Origin of the sequence: Blautia sp. OF09-25XD (genome assembly GCF_003482095.1) — a bacterium.
In the GTDB taxonomy this organism is placed as follows: Bacteria; Bacillota; Clostridia; order Lachnospirales; family Lachnospiraceae; genus Fusicatenibacter; species Fusicatenibacter saccharivorans.
Genome location: NZ_QUMG01000002.1, coordinates 133,146 through 147,034 on the forward strand (window position 1 = coordinate 133,146; position 13,889 = coordinate 147,034).

At 49.1% G+C, this 13,889-nt stretch carries 12 protein-coding genes and 2 pseudogenes; 9 read left to right on the forward strand and 5 right to left on the reverse strand.

Going from position 1 to position 13,889, the window contains the following annotated elements; genetic code table 11:
* Window positions 1-88 precede the first annotated feature (88 nt).
* From DXA93_RS02605 to DXA93_RS02610, 3 genes are all read left to right on the forward strand, one after another.
* The gene (locus DXA93_RS02605) at window positions 89-859 is read left to right on the forward strand and encodes a TatD family hydrolase (protein WP_022461123.1); all 771 of its coding nucleotides are present in this window, start codon (window positions 89-91) and stop codon (window positions 857-859) included.
* 85 nt (window positions 860-944) lie between these two features.
* Window positions 945-1,814, forward strand: a complete 870-nt coding sequence (locus DXA93_RS17705) for a hypothetical protein (RefSeq protein ID WP_158583253.1) — start codon at window positions 945-947, stop codon at window positions 1,812-1,814.
* Window positions 1,763-2,947: an NlpC/P60 family protein gene (locus DXA93_RS02610; RefSeq protein WP_158582825.1), complete on the forward strand. Its 1,185-nt coding sequence runs from the start codon at window positions 1,763-1,765 to the stop codon at window positions 2,945-2,947. Before DXA93_RS17705 ends, DXA93_RS02610 begins: the two co-directional genes overlap by 52 nt.
* Here DXA93_RS02610 and DXA93_RS02615 read toward each other — a convergent pair.
* Both DXA93_RS02615 and DXA93_RS02620 read right to left on the reverse strand, forming a co-directional pair.
* Window positions 2,929-3,777, reverse strand: a complete 849-nt coding sequence (locus DXA93_RS02615) for an LD-carboxypeptidase (protein ID WP_118601731.1) — start codon at window positions 3,775-3,777, stop codon at window positions 2,929-2,931. The genes DXA93_RS02610 and DXA93_RS02615 overlap by 19 nt on opposite strands.
* Before the next feature lie 132 nt (window positions 3,778-3,909).
* Window positions 3,910-4,944 (reverse strand): threonine aldolase family protein, encoded by a 1,035-nt coding sequence (locus tag DXA93_RS02620; RefSeq protein WP_119207692.1) that lies wholly within the window; start codon window positions 4,942-4,944, stop codon window positions 3,910-3,912.
* Between the two features lie 93 nt (window positions 4,945-5,037).
* On the opposite strand from DXA93_RS02620, the gene DXA93_RS02625 reads away from it, so the two are divergent.
* From DXA93_RS02625 to DXA93_RS02645, 5 genes and pseudogenes are all read left to right on the forward strand, one after another.
* Window positions 5,038-5,241: a hypothetical protein gene (locus DXA93_RS02625; protein ID WP_055220935.1), complete on the forward strand. Its 204-nt coding sequence runs from the start codon at window positions 5,038-5,040 to the stop codon at window positions 5,239-5,241.
* Between the two features lie 551 nt (window positions 5,242-5,792).
* Window positions 5,793-6,374: a TetR/AcrR family transcriptional regulator gene (locus tag DXA93_RS02630; protein WP_022461597.1), complete on the forward strand. Its 582-nt coding sequence runs from the start codon at window positions 5,793-5,795 to the stop codon at window positions 6,372-6,374.
* A 25-nt stretch (window positions 6,375-6,399) separates the two neighbouring features.
* Window positions 6,400-7,759: pseudogene (locus DXA93_RS02635) on the forward strand (alpha-amylase family glycosyl hydrolase).
* A 94-nt stretch (window positions 7,760-7,853) separates the two neighbouring features.
* A pseudogene (gene glgB, locus DXA93_RS02640) lies at window positions 7,854-9,729 on the forward strand (1,4-alpha-glucan branching protein GlgB).
* Window positions 9,730-9,842: 113 nt separating this feature from the next.
* Window positions 9,843-10,508: an MBL fold metallo-hydrolase gene (locus DXA93_RS02645; RefSeq protein ID WP_179962789.1), complete on the forward strand. Its 666-nt coding sequence runs from the start codon at window positions 9,843-9,845 to the stop codon at window positions 10,506-10,508.
* 22 nt (window positions 10,509-10,530) lie between these two features.
* On the opposite strand, the gene DXA93_RS02650 is transcribed toward DXA93_RS02645, so the two are convergent.
* Window positions 10,531-10,992, reverse strand: coding sequence for a hypothetical protein (locus tag DXA93_RS02650; protein ID WP_119207693.1), 462 nt, complete (start codon window positions 10,990-10,992; stop codon window positions 10,531-10,533).
* Window positions 10,993-11,207: 215 nt separating this feature from the next.
* Between DXA93_RS02650 and DXA93_RS02655 the strand changes: the two genes are divergently transcribed.
* Window positions 11,208-11,711: a GNAT family N-acetyltransferase gene (locus DXA93_RS02655; RefSeq protein ID WP_117761329.1), complete on the forward strand. Its 504-nt coding sequence runs from the start codon at window positions 11,208-11,210 to the stop codon at window positions 11,709-11,711.
* Between the two features lie 131 nt (window positions 11,712-11,842).
* Here DXA93_RS02655 and DXA93_RS02660 read toward each other — a convergent pair whose 3' ends face one another.
* Together DXA93_RS02660 and DXA93_RS02665 are read right to left on the reverse strand one after the other, a co-directional pair.
* Entirely contained in the window at window positions 11,843-12,682 is an 840-nt protein-coding gene (locus DXA93_RS02660) for a TraX family protein (protein ID WP_199709549.1), read from the reverse strand.
* Window positions 12,683-12,975: 293 nt separating this feature from the next.
* A complete protein-coding gene (locus DXA93_RS02665; RefSeq protein ID WP_117510903.1) occupies window positions 12,976-13,851 on the reverse strand; it encodes an MBL fold metallo-hydrolase in 876 nt (291 codons plus the stop codon).
* Between the last annotated feature and the right edge of the window lie 38 nt (window positions 13,852-13,889).

Here is a 13,889-nt window from a genome sequence, read left to right on the forward strand (position 1 = left end):
GATGGATAAACGTGGAAACGGAAACAGGGGAAGGCTATGCAGAGCTTTCTTCCGTTTCTGTTTCGTTTTTTTAAGGAGAAATTCGGATATGATATTTGAAACACATGCACATTATGACGATGAGAAATTTGATGAAGACCGCGCAGAGCTGCTTTCCTCGATGCAGGAAAACGGGATCGGGCGTATCATCAATGTCTCGGCAAATCTGGAATCACTGGAAAATACAAGAAAACTGATGGAAGCGTATCCGTTCATCTACGGCGCGTTCGGCCTTCACCCGGATGAGGTGGGCGATCTGAACGAGGACGTGATGGCGCGGATGCGGGAACTCTGCCGCATGGAAAAGGCGGTCGCGGTCGGTGAGATTGGCCTTGACTATTACTGGGACAAGGAGAATCATGAGAAGCAGGAATACTGGTTCCGCCGTCAGATTGCGCTTGCTCGGGAAGAAAAACTTCCGATGATTATTCACAGCAGGGAGGCGGCGGCCGATACGCTCCGCGTCATGAAAGAAGAAAAATCGGAGGAGATCGGCGGCGTCATTCATTGTTTTTCCTACTCTGTGGAGATGGCAGAGGAATACCTGAAAATGGGATTTTATCTTGGCATTGGCGGCGTGGTGACGTTCAAAAATGCAAAGAAGATCAAAGAAGTGGTTCAGATGGCTCCGATGGAGCGCATTCTGCTGGAAACAGACAGTCCGTATCTGGCACCGGTTCCGTACCGGGGAAAACGAAATTCATCTCTGTATCTGCCGTACGTTGTGCAGGAGATCGCAGAACTCAAGGGAATTTCGGAAGAAGAAGTCATTGAGACGACAGAAAAAAATGCGGTCAGACTGTTTCGAGCAGAGGAATAGGAAGCGATACCAGAGGTGTTTCTTCTGTTTTATTTGTTCGGATCAATTCCGTCTGGCCGGACAAATTGAATAGGAGAAAGCGAAAATGGTTGATAAAACAATGATGGGCGACAAATGCGCCGAGCTGGTGCGCGCCGCGATGATCGGTGCGCTCGCAGTGACACTGGGAAACCCGACAGCCGTTTATGCAGCAGAAGAGGAAACGGCCGATCCGGGACAGATTGGAATTGAGATTGCAGGGGAAGCAGCCGTTGGGGCTGCTTCTTTTTGCGTGGAGGAAGATGCGGCGGAGGAGGCACCTGCGGAAGCGGAAGAGGTGACAGAACCGGAAGGTACGCAGAATGATGAGATGGAAGAGGAAAGTGGATCCGAGGGAAAAGAAGATGAGACAGTCCCGGAGGAACCGGAACCGCAGGAGCCTGACGGCGGAGAGAATGCAGGAATGACGGAACCGGGAAAAACGGGCGAGACAGAACCAGAGGGGCCGGAAAATGCAGAACCGGGAGAGGCAGGCGAGACAGAGCCAGAGGAGCCGGAAAATCCAGAACCGGGAGATCAGGGAGACATGCCGGAAACACCGGGAAACAGTGAAATGGATGGACCGTGGCCGGGCGAAGGGGAAGATATTTCCAACGATCCATGGCCGGGGCAGGAAGAAATCGGCGGCGGAGATGGGGAGCAGATGGACCGCCGGAGGAAGAAAACGGATCTGCAGGAAGTGATGATGCAACTGGTGGGGACAAGACGGCAGAAGTCTCTTCGGATTCTGACTTATCACAGTCTGCGGAACCGCCAGCCGCCGAGGCTGAACCCGTCTTTTCGGCAGAGCAGGAAGCTGAGCGCACGCGGGAAAGCTACAGTGAGTGGCAGGCGGCAGAAGCTGAAAAAGTCACGATTTCCCGTATGCCGTGGCTGTTTCATACGGTTGAAAAAACATATGCTATCGCCGATGTGAATTCCTGGCTTCACGTCCGCGAAGGAAAAGGCACAAATCAGAAAATCGTCGGAATCCTGCCGAAGGGAAGCCTCTGTTATATTTTAGCGGATGCGGATTCTGACTGGGTTTATGTGGAATCCGGCGATGTCCGTGGATTTGTCTGCGCGCGGTATCTCCTGCGCGGAGAAGAGGCTGAAAAAGAGGTAAACCGTTGGCAGGAGGAAAGTTTTCCCATGGCGGAAATGTGGGTGAAGCCATGGAATAATAAGGCGTACACCTATACATATGCAACGACGAGAACACTTCTTTCTTCTGACGAAGCGCGCGGCGAGGTCCTGCAGTACGCGAAAAAATTCCTGGGAAATCCGTACGTCTGGGGCGGGACGAGTCTTACAAACGGCTGCGACTGTTCCGGCTTTGCCCAGCAGATTTTTGCTAATTTCGGGTATACCCTTCCGAGAACCTCACGCCAGCAGGCGAAAGCTGGAACACGCATTCCGGTGCAGGAGGCAAAGCCTGGTGATCTGCTGTTTTACCAGCGGGAGAGCGGGTTTATTTACCATGTCATGATTTATCTCGGTGATGGAAAAGTAATCCACGCTGGAAGCGAGGCGACGGGGATTCTGATTTCAGATTTTAACTATGAGAAATCGACAGAATTTGCTGTGCGGGTGATTTCGGAGGAAATACGTGAGAGCAAAGTAGAAACGGGAGATGTGGATAATGGGAGAAAAGAAGGAAACTCTGTGGATAACCAGACAACAGAAAACGGGAATGGTGGAAAACAGAAGGCGGGAGCAGAAAATGTGCAGAATACAAGTGCAGAAAACAGTACCGCAGGTGATCGGTTGGAAAGCGCTTCGGGAAAATATCTCGGCAATTTTAAACTGACCGCTTACTGCAACTGCGCCGTTTGCTGTGGCCGCTGGGCGGGCGGCCCGACCGCATCCGGAAAAATGCCGGTGCAGGGCCGGACCATTGCAACCGGCGTTCTGCCGTTTGGAACGAAGCTGAATATCGGCGGAAAAATTTACACGGTCGAGGACCGCGGCACGCCGTACGGCCACATTGATATCTATATGGAACGCCATGCAGACGCAGAGGAGTTCGGCGTGCGCTACGCGGATGTATATCAGTCAGAAGAAATCTGATAAAATTTGCCGATCACGGCGGCATGTGCATCCGTGCCGTGGCCGATATACGGAGTCCTTGCAATCGGGAGATCCGGTCCGGCCGCCTGGCGGACAAGCTGCGGCATATCCGGCGTCAGCTGGTCGCGTTCCATCTGGGAAAATGTTCCGAGGAGAATACCATTGATCTGTTCAAAGGCATGCATCATTTTCAGCTGGGACAGAAACGTAACCATCTGCGGAACGCCGCCGCCCATGGCTTCGAGGAGCAGGATTTTTCCGCGGAAATCCGGCTGAAAATCCGTTCCGGCGAGCTTCAGAAAACAGCGGATATTTCCGCCGATCATCACACCTTCCATGTGATCGCCCTGCAGAAATGTGCAAGGGAGGTCGAAGAGGCTGGGAGACTGCCCGGAAAAAGCGTTTTGGAACAGAGTGATCTGTTCGGCGCTGTGGTCGTACAGCAGATTTCGAACCTGATACAGCATCGACTCATTTCCAGTCGCAGTCGTGACAGCATTGACAATCGTTGTGAGATCACTGTATCCCCAGAAGCGCTTGCCGGAGGCGGCGATGACAGAAAAATCCAGATACGGCAGAACTTCATTCGCCATATCGCCGCCGGAAACATCAAAAATATCCGTGATTTCTGGGTCACAGTAAAGGTTCATCAATGCATCCGCCCGCTCCGCGCCCGTGCCGGAAAAGCCGGAACCGTTGTCGAAGAGGCAGGGGCTTAAAACAGGATCGAAGCCCAGCTTCCGCAGAATCTGACAGAGACGCGCCAGATCGGCGGAAAAGGAAGGATGCATGGGGTTGGAGCAGGCGGTAATACCAATTTTATGAGACATAAAGATTCCTTTCTCGGAGTAAAACAAGGAAAAATCTGCATTTTCGTGGCACACCGGTACAGCTTTTTCTTTGAATTTGCAAAGCAGATTTAGAGATCGCCGGTGTTTGCAGAATGCCGTTTTGGACAAAAATTATAAAGCTTTGAGGTCATCAATCAGTGTCTGCACTTCCTTTTCCGTCGTTGCCCAGCTGGTGCAGAACCGCGCAATATTTCCGCCGTCCGCGGATTTCCCCATTGGCTCGAAAATATAGCGTTTTTCCAGAGTTTCCTTCTGCGCATCGGTGAGAATCACAAACTGCTGATTCGTAAAACTCTCCACCCAGAATGGAATCCCCTGCGCCGCAAATGCTTTGCGGAGTTTCATGGCAAGTTCATCGGCGCGGCGTGTCGCAGTGAAATAAAGATCATGCCCCAGCAGGCAGTGGAACTGCAGTCCGAGCAGCCATCCCTTTGCGAGGACAGCGCCGTTCTGTTTCATGTAGGCTTTGAACCGCTTTTTCAGCGAGTCAGCTGTAAGCACAACGGCCTCACCAAACAGCGCACCGCATTTCGTTCCGCCGAAATAGAAAACATCTGTGAGAGCAGCGAGATCCTCGAGAGAAACATCATTCTTCTCTGATCCAAGCCCGTATCCAAGCCGTGCCCCGTCCACAAACAGATACATATCATACTTCCGGCAGACCTCGTGAATCTTCGTCAGCTCCTGCAGCGAATACAGCGTTCCCTGCTCAGTCGGAAATGAAAGATATACCATCTTCGGCTCCGTCAGATACTCCGGCTCACCGCCTTCATAATAAGCCGCCGCACACGCTGCAATCTGTTCCGCCGAAATTTTACCATCCGTATTCGGCAGCTCCAGAATCTTATGCCCGGTATTTTCAATCGAAGCCGCCTCATGGCAGTTAATATGTCCGGTATCCGCCGCAATCACACTCTGCACCGGCGAAAGCGCTGCCGCCGTCACAATAAAATTCGCCTGCGTCGCCCCCGGAAAAAAATGAACCGCCGCATCCGCACAATGAATCTTCTCCCGAATCAGCTCCGCAGCCTTCTCACACCATTCATCCTCCCCATATCCACCATAACTGTTCCCATTAATAGCCCCCAGCGCCTCCAGAATCTCCGGGTGCGCACCGTGATTGTAGTCATTATTAAATCGTATCATCAGTTTATGTTCTCCTTAATTTGAATTTGAAAAATGCTGTTTCCATTATACGGCATCTGAAGGAAAACAGCAATTGGAGAACAAAAAGAGAAAATGCAAAAAAATGCAGAAGGAGGATTATCTGCATCGTACAATATTGGAGCAAGATATTTTATCCGTGAAATTTTAAAACCCTTACCGGCAACGGAAAGGTCTTTGCTGGAAGCAAAAGTTCCTGCAGTAAAGAGTAGAACCTCATGTGTTTATGCGGATTTGAGAGACTTAATTTCAGAAATGGAACTGCGAAAAGCAGCATAAACACAGGCGGATATACCGTGGACTACCTGTTATGTGGAGACCTGCCGTATCCGGCATGGAAGAAGCGCGTATCCGCGCAAGATCTAAGAAACAGGCGTATCCGCCGATATTTTGTCTGCCGCCTAAAGCGGTCTGAAGCACGTGACTTTAGTCATGTGAGGTTCAGTTCGTATAAAAACAGTATCGGAAAATAAGAAAAGAACCGACAGAGAAATCTGAGAACTAAACTAAAGATTTCCCCGCCGGTTCTTTTTCTATGCATCTATTTTCATCCATTATATATTTCGCATTGACTTTTTATATACCGATTGGTATAATGATAACAGAAACACACATAAGAAACCTGCAAAATCCAACAAAATTCGTCAAAATTGCCAAAAACTCACGCAATTCGACCATCACACACAAAAGCAGACTTCTTAAATACAAAATCAACAAAAGCATTTTAAACCAAAACAAATGCCAACTCACACGTAACAAACAACCACCCAAACACACCGCGGCCAGGCGAACTCCAGAGAGCGTCCCTTCCGCAACAAAGAGGATTCAAAATGGACAATCGTCAGCTAATCATGAACTCAGCTCTGACCCTCTTCTACGAAAGCGGGTACGACGCCGTCGGTGTTCAGCAGATCGTAGACTCCGCCGGAGTATCCAAACCAACCCTGTACTATTACTTCGGCAGCAAACAAGGCCTCCTCGAAGCCCTGCTAAACGAGCACTTTCAGCCCATGGAACAAAAACTCATCGAAGCCTCCGAAACCGGGAAAAACATCCCCGAAAAACTGTACCGCATCGCGCGTGCCTTCTTCAACGGAGCCTCCGAAGACCCGAAATTCCATATGCTGATGATGGCACTGTTCTATTCCGGAAGAAAAAGCGAAGGCTTCCGCACCGTATACCCCATGATTGACCGGTTCTATCACCTGTGCGTCGACGTCTTCGACAACGCCAGCGCCGAACTCGGCAACATGAACGGCCGTCAGGAACAATTCGCCGTAGGCTTCTCCGGAATCCTGATGCACTACCTGATGATGACAGCAGGAGATCAATCCGATCTTTCCAACCTCGTCGTCCGGGACGAAGAAGTCTACCGTCTGGTACACCAGTTCATGTATGGAATTTACTCATAACCCAAAAACAAGGAGGACAAACAAAATGGCACCATGGTATGAAGAGGCAGAATTTTATCACATCTATCCGATCGGACTGACCGGCGCGCGAGAAAAAATGAATCGGAAGAAACCGTACACCGCTTTTCCACACTGGAACAGTGGCTTCCGCACATCGCAGATCTCGGTTGTACCGCAATCTATATCGGCCCCTTGTTTGAATCAACCACACATGGATACGACACAAAAGATTACAAACAGGTAGACCGCCGCTTAGGCGACAACGCGGACTTTGCCGCATACGTAAAAAAAGCCCACGAACTCGGCATCAAAGTCGTCGTAGACGGTGTCTTCAACCACACCGGCCGCGAATTCTTTGCCTTCCGCGACATTCAGGAAAAAAGAGAACAGTCCCCGTACTGCGGATGGTACAAAGGAATCTGGTTCGGCGGAAACACCTGCTATAACGACGGATTCTCCTACGAAGCATGGAGAAACTGCTTCGAACTCGTCAACCTGAATCTCCAGAACCAGCAGGTCCGCGACTATCTCCTTGATGTCATCGACTTCTGGATCGACGAATTCGACATCGACGGCATCCGTCTCGACTGCGCCGACTGCCTGGATTTCGGCTTCATGGAGCAGATGCGCGCACGCACATCCGCCAAAAAACAGGACTTCTGGCTGATGGGCGAAGTCATCCACGGCGACTATGCGCGCTACATCGGAGACGGCCAGCATCTGCTGCACAGTGTCACAAACTACGAGCTTCACAAAGGACTTTATTCGGGACATAACGATCATAACTACTTCGAAATTGCACATACGATCCGCCGCGAATTTGACGAAAACGGCGGCATTTACAAAGGAAAGAAACTGTACAGCTTCGTTGACAACCACGACGTAGACCGTCTGGCCAGCAAGCTGAACGTAAAAGAAAACATGATTCCAATTTATGCGCTGCTGTACTTCCTGCCAGGCATTCCGTCCATCTATTACGGATCGGAATTCGGCATCGAGGGAAGAAAAGAAGGCGGAAACGACGATCCGCTGCGTCCGGCGCTGAATCTGGAAGAACTGGAGAAAAATCCGCCGGCAGAAAAACTTCCGGCATGGATCAAAACATTATCAGACGTCAGAAAAAAACATCCTGCAGCACGAACGGGAAGATACCGCGAACTCATGCTGACCAACCGCCAGTATGCCTTTGCACGCCTGGATGAGACAGACGCTCTGATCACAGCAGTAAATAATGATGAAAACCAGAGTGCGGGAGTCTGGATCCTGCATCTTGCGACGGAACATGGAAAAACGCGTTAACCGGAGAAGCCATTTCTCCGGAAAATGGAAAACTTTTTGTTGAAGTACCTCCGTGCGGCTGTGTTCTGATTGAAAAAGAATCATAAAGGGGATTTTTTCTATGAAGGAAACTGCAAAAACAACAGCGAAAACCAGAAAAGCGCCAAAAAAACCGGCGGGCTATCAGCAAGATTTTCTGAACTGGATCAGTATTTGTTTGGTCAGGCAACCCATTACGATATTTCCGGAAATGGGTGCGCACCTGGACAAAAAAGACGGCAAAGTAGGAGCCTGGTTCACCGTATGGGCTCCGCATGCGGCGGAAGTATCTGTCATCGGCGAATTCAACGGCTGGGATGCCCATGCCAATGTGATGCGGAAAGTCGGCGAGGACGGCGTTTATGAAGTGTTCATTCCGGGCGTGACCGAGGGAATGATGTATAAATATTACATCCGCACACCGGACGGAAGAGAACTGTACAAAGCAGATCCATACGCATTTGCATCCGAAAAACGGCCGGGTACCGCGTCAAAAGTAGCGGAAATCGAAGGCTACCGCTGGGGTGACAGCGAATGGCTGACGAACCGCAAAAAATTTGACGTTCAGAAATCCGCGCTCTCCATCTACGAAGTGCACCCGGGCTCCTGGATGAAACATCCGTGGTCCGAATCCAACCCGGACGGATTTTACAATTACGTTCAGTTCGCACATTCGCTTGCCGATTACGTAAAAAAAATGGGCTATACCCACGTAGAGCTGATGGGAATTGCAGAGCATCCGTTTGACGGTTCCTGGGGCTATCAGGTAACGGGCTATTACGCACCGACCTCCCGCTACGGAACACCGAAAGAGTTTAAATATCTTGTTGATTATCTGCATAAAAATAAAATCGGCGTTATCCTGGACTGGGTACCGGCACACTTCCCGAAAGATGCGCACGGCCTTGCTGATTTTGATGGCCAGCCGCTGTATGAGTACGCCGACCCGAGAAAGGGCGAGCACCCGGAGTGGGGAACGAAGATCTTTGATTACGGCAAAAATGAAGTGAAAAACTTTATGCTGGCAAATGCGCTTTACTGGGTAGAAGAGTACCACGTAGACGGTCTCCGTGTCGATGCTGTTGCTTCGATGCTGTATCTCGACTATGGAAAAGAGCCGGGCCAGTGGGTGCCGAACAAGAACGGCGGAAATGAAAATCTTGAAGCCGTCGAGTTCTTCAAACACCTGAATACCCTGGTGCGCGGACGAAACAAAGGTGTCATCATGATTGCCGAGGAGTCCACAACGTGGCCGAAGGTAACGGGAAGCGTAGAGGACGGCGGCCTGCATTTCTCCTACAAATGGAACATGGGATGGATGCATGACTTCCTCGATTACATGAAGCTCGATCCATACTTCCGCAAATACAACCATAACAAGATGACCTTCGGCATGACCTATGCATTTTCCGAGAACTACATTCTGGTGCTCTCGCACGATGAGGTTGTCCACTTGAAATGCTCGATGATCAACAAAATGCCGGGCGATCTGGAGGAAAAATTCCAGAACCTGATGGTAGGCTATGCTTTCATGTTCGGGCACCCGGGCAAAAAACTTCTGTTCATGGGACAGGATTTCGGACAGCTCCGCGAGTGGAGCGAGGAACGCGAGATCGACTGGTTCCTGCTGGCAGATGAGGGGCATCAGCATCTGCAGACCTTCTTCAGTGACCTGCTGAAAATGTACCGCAAGTACCCGGCACTCTACGCGAACGACTGCGGCTACGAAGGCTTCCAGTGGATCAATGCCAACGACGGCGACCGCAGCATTTACAGCTTCGTCCGCTGGTCACCGACAGGAAAAAACAACCTGTTGTTCGTCTGCAATTTCACACCGGTCGAGCGTCCGGATTATATGTGTGGCGTACCGCGCAAAAAACAGTACCGCCTGATACTCGACAGCTCCGATATGAAATACGGCGGCCCGACCGAAAAACGCCAGGTAGCCTACCGTGCCAAAGAGGGAGAATGCGATGGCCAGCCATATCGGATTGCATATGCACTTCCGGCGTATGGTGTGGCGGTGTTCAGCTTCTAAAATAAGATAGCTACTAATTTTCATTAATATCATGACCGGCAGAGAACGAAAGAGATTTCTTAAATCTGTCGGTCATTGTGTTTTGTGTTCGAAGGAAAAGAGGTGTTGATTTGATGAAAGAAGAAAGAAAAGAGCCGATACAGATTCCGCACATCCAGACAATCAACGATCACATTTCCTATCTTACACCGACAGAACATCCACTTTCGGCAAATGTTGTGATCATCGAGGGTGATGCATTTTTCTGGGTATATGACGTGGGAAATCATCCTGCGGTTTCAGAAATTCTGCAGAAAAAGTCAGAACAGACAGGAAAAGAAATTCGGGTGATTTTATCCCATTTTCATCCCGACCATATCGGGAATCTGTCGGAGATTTCGTGCGAAGCGGTTTACCAGGGGAAAAATACGTTTCGTTATACAAAAACAGGAACTGTGATAGAAGAAGATACGTGGTTTCAGGACGGTGACGTGTGGTTACATTTATTTCCGATTCCATCGAGTCATGCCAAAGGATCGCTTGCATTGGAAGTGGATGAGACGTGGTGCTTTCTCGGGGATGCGGCATATGCGACGCAGAAAAACGGACAGACCGTTTATAATGCCGAGCGCCTGCTGGCAGAAATCCGAGTTCTGAAAAACGTGCGTGCGCCGTATTTTCTCCTGAGCCACAGCGAACCGTTTCAGCAGAACAAAGAGGATGTGCTGGAATGGATGGAAGCGATTTATGAGAAACGGAAACGAGATGAATCATATATAAAAACACCCCAGCGCGTATGACAGGGAGTCCTTCGAGGCTGAATCAGTTATGCCACTTCGGCAATTCACTTTCTTTCACTGGAACTGATTCAAGATCCATATTTGACCAATATGAGCCGATATCTGAACTTGTGAAGTATTCAAAATTGCCCGTGGAAGATTTCAGCTTTCCATTCTTGACTCCATTGCAGACATAAACCAGTTCGTAGTTTGTCCCATCCGAAAGGTTAAATCGAAAACTGGTCACATCTGCGCCTGTGTTTTCTTCGACTTGTTTGTCTGTCAATGATAAGTTTTCAAACATATGATACAAGTCTGTTATATCAGTTTTTGCAACGACTATTTTCTTTTCTGCTGATACCGGTGCTCCCGCATAGTGGTACATTTCGATATTTTCAACATCTCCAACTTCAAAAGGAAAGTCGATATGGACCGTTTCTTTGCTACAGCCGACCAGTACCATCATTAAAATCAGAAAGGATATCAAATTTGTCGCTTTTTTCATATCATTGCACTCCTCGTCATGTTTTTGACAGGTCAAGAGTTCAAAAATCCTCTTGCAAGCGAGCTTGCATTAGCTTTTTGAGCCTGGTATCATGATGATTTGAGTATATCATAGTTTAACCGAATCAAACAAGTCCCCTGCTTCCATTGCGAAAAGTAATAAGCAGTGGGTGGGGACTTACTTGATTCGGTTAAAAAAACAAGGGAGATGAAAAAATGAATGAAATTATAGCTTTACAGAAATATGAAAACGAAGCACAACTTGCAAAAGAGCTGATTCGAGGCTTTTGGCTGGCTCATGGTGATTATGTTATAACCGACGAAGAGGCCGCGGAGAATCTTGCTGCCTGGACAGACAAAGGGCATGTGTTTTATTTTATCTTAAAAGAAGAGATCCCCATTGGATTTGTGCATCTCGGAAGCCGCGGGGCGGAAGTTGACTGGATCGAAGATCTTTTCGTACTTCCGGAATACCAGGGAAACGGATACGGAAGTCATGCGATTGCGCTGGTTGAAGCCGAGATAAAAAAGTATTCTGAATCTGTCTATCTTGAGGTAGCTGCGCGAAATTTTGGAGCGATGAAACTCTATCATAGATTGGGATATCATTGCCTGAACACTGTGACGTTACGCAAAGATTTTCAACCGGAGAATTTTGAAGTGATTCGCAGCGAAGAGCTTTTGGGGTATCCGTTGGAAGTTAAGAAGTATATTAAGTAGAATCTCACGCCGATTTGCGCAGCAAATCCAGACCTCTCCACCTCCCGCCTCAATGTCAGCCCGGAAGTGCGTCTGTGTCGTCTGGGACTGTGTCCTGGGGCGGCGCAGGTGCACTTCCGGGTGTCCGTTTTTTAAACAACCGCAACCCCCGCCATCCCCAGTACCGCCGCAATCGCAAACAGCACCAGCAGATGCACCGGATAAAACGCATAAAACGGATACTTCAGATTCAATCCCCGTTTTCCGTTATAAAAATGCACCGGAATCATAGCCAGAAAACAGGTGATTTCATTCAGACTCAACAGCGTAAGCACCGCACACCCGATTCCGATACAGTACATTTTATTCTTTCTCATATTATACATCAGCACAATCGTCAGAATTCCCATTGCACTGTAATCTGTCTTCAACAGCGTGGCCACTGCACAGGCTGCCACAATCACCAGCAGCTTGCCAACCGAAACCTTCCAGTTCGCCCTCTGCCATGCACCGGCATCTTTTTGCGCTTTTGAATCGATTTTCTGCAGAAAAATCATCATCACAAGGCCGATAAATAAAGTGAAAAATACATTCTGATAATTCAGATAAAACGGTTTTCCTGCAAATGCCAGATCGAACGGGATCTCCGAAACCAGTGCAAAAATCCCAAGATTCAGCGCATACTTTTTCACATCATGCGTATGCATGAACCCTTCAATCAACAGAAAACAGAAAATCGGAAAACTGATCCTTCCGATTGCGCGCATAATCATATCCGCATAATAAATCACAGCTGTGTTTCCGGTAGAGAGAAATGATGCGCCTCCGTCCGAAGCGTTCACCGCATTCAGAAGACCGCGGGAAATCAGGATTCGGTCGAAAAGTACAGCTGCAGTGTGGTCGATCAGCATACAGACCATCGCAATGATTTTCAAGGTACTGCCGGGAATTTTACCGGCGCTTTTTATGGGTTTCGTAGTAGTAGCTGCCATATAAAACATCCTTTCTGGAACGCAAACGAAAGGCAGACTGTGCAAGCCGTCTGCGGATCAGGTTCCTGTAACGACAAACAGCAGAAAATCCTGCTGTTTTGCCAGAGTTGTAATACTATGATTATACGTTCTGAGGAGGTTAATGTCAAAGAAAAAACAGTTCTGAAATAACGCAGAGTATGGTAGAATCTGCCAGTCGGGTAAATGAAAATAGAAAGCGTCTCCGGGCTCATCCCAAAACGAACGGGGCAGCGTACCAATTCGTAAACCAGATTGGTACGCTGCCCCGTATTTTAAAATACATCCAGGTCTTTTCCGTTCACGACATATCCGTCATACCCTGCATCCCGGATTTCATCCAGAATCGCGGCATCGCGCCATGCCATCTCGGCGGCAAGGTTTTTGTGGTTATCCTGTACATTCATATGGTAAATCCGGTGATACGTAACGAGCAGTTTCGGATTTGCCTTTTTTGCAACACCGGCAAGATCCGTGCTTAACGTATGCACTTCCCGGTGGTATTTCTGCCATTTTGGTTCGCGGCAGGAGATTCCGGCGGCGTATTCCACTTCGTGCAGCAGGATATCACAGCCTTTCGATTTTTCTGCCACGAGATCCAGCGGAGCGGTATCGCCGGTGATGACGATTGTGCGGTCCGGTGTGGTGAATTTATAGCCGTAGCATTCCAGTGTTCCGTGGCTGACCGGAAAAGCCTCCACCGTAACCAGGTCATCCCGGTAGACAATGCCGGATTCAATTTCTGTTACCTCAACGCGGTAGCCGGATTCGTTTGCTTTTTCGAAACCGTGAATTCGGAAATCAATGTCGGTTTCATAGGCCTGTAAGATATGATCGGTCATGTGCTGTAAGCCCTTTGGCCCGAAAACTTTCAATGGAACCGGGCGCTCCAGCACCCACGGAGTAAAAATCAGATCCGGGTATCCGGCGGTATGGTCTGTGTGAAGGTGCGTACAGAAGGCAACGGTCAGAAGATCCGGCCGCAGGGCATCCACGCCGTTAAAATAGGCGGCTGAGGCCTGGCGGACAACGCCAGGGCCAAAATCTACCAGATAAGCACGGTCACCGACCACGACAGCGGAGGAAGGTCCGTTGGCATTCGGACACGCATTTGGTGTGCCGGTTCCGAGAAGAACAAGTTTTGTCTGCATTCTTTCTCTTTTCCTTTTCTTTTTTTGTTTCTGTTTAT

Excerpts from the sequence above, each read along its gene's own strand:
- DXA93_RS02605 (WP_022461123.1), top strand. The coding sequence starts at position 89 with ATGATATTTGAAACACATGCACATTATGACGATGAGAAATTTGATGAA.
- DXA93_RS17705 (WP_158583253.1), top strand. The coding sequence starts at position 945 with ATGGTTGATAAAACAATGATGGGCGACAAATGCGCCGAGCTGGTGCGC.
- DXA93_RS02610 (WP_158582825.1), top strand. The coding sequence starts at position 1,763 with ATGCCGTGGCTGTTTCATACGGTTGAAAAAACATATGCTATCGCCGAT.
- DXA93_RS02615 (WP_118601731.1), bottom strand. The coding sequence starts at position 3,777 with ATGTCTCATAAAATTGGTATTACCGCCTGCTCCAACCCCATGCATCCT.
- DXA93_RS02620 (WP_119207692.1), bottom strand. The coding sequence starts at position 4,944 with ATGATACGATTTAATAATGACTACAATCACGGTGCGCACCCGGAGATT.
- DXA93_RS02625 (WP_055220935.1), top strand. The coding sequence starts at position 5,038 with ATGCAAAAAAATGCAGAAGGAGGATTATCTGCATCGTACAATATTGGA.
- DXA93_RS02630 (WP_022461597.1), top strand. The coding sequence starts at position 5,793 with ATGGACAATCGTCAGCTAATCATGAACTCAGCTCTGACCCTCTTCTAC.
- DXA93_RS02645 (WP_179962789.1), top strand. The coding sequence starts at position 9,843 with ATGAAAGAAGAAAGAAAAGAGCCGATACAGATTCCGCACATCCAGACA.
- DXA93_RS02650 (WP_119207693.1), bottom strand. The coding sequence starts at position 10,992 with ATGAAAAAAGCGACAAATTTGATATCCTTTCTGATTTTAATGATGGTA.
- DXA93_RS02655 (WP_117761329.1), top strand. The coding sequence starts at position 11,208 with ATGAATGAAATTATAGCTTTACAGAAATATGAAAACGAAGCACAACTT.
- DXA93_RS02660 (WP_199709549.1), bottom strand. The coding sequence starts at position 12,682 with ATGGCAGCTACTACTACGAAACCCATAAAAAGCGCCGGTAAAATTCCC.
- DXA93_RS02665 (WP_117510903.1), bottom strand. The coding sequence starts at position 13,851 with ATGCAGACAAAACTTGTTCTTCTCGGAACCGGCACACCAAATGCGTGT.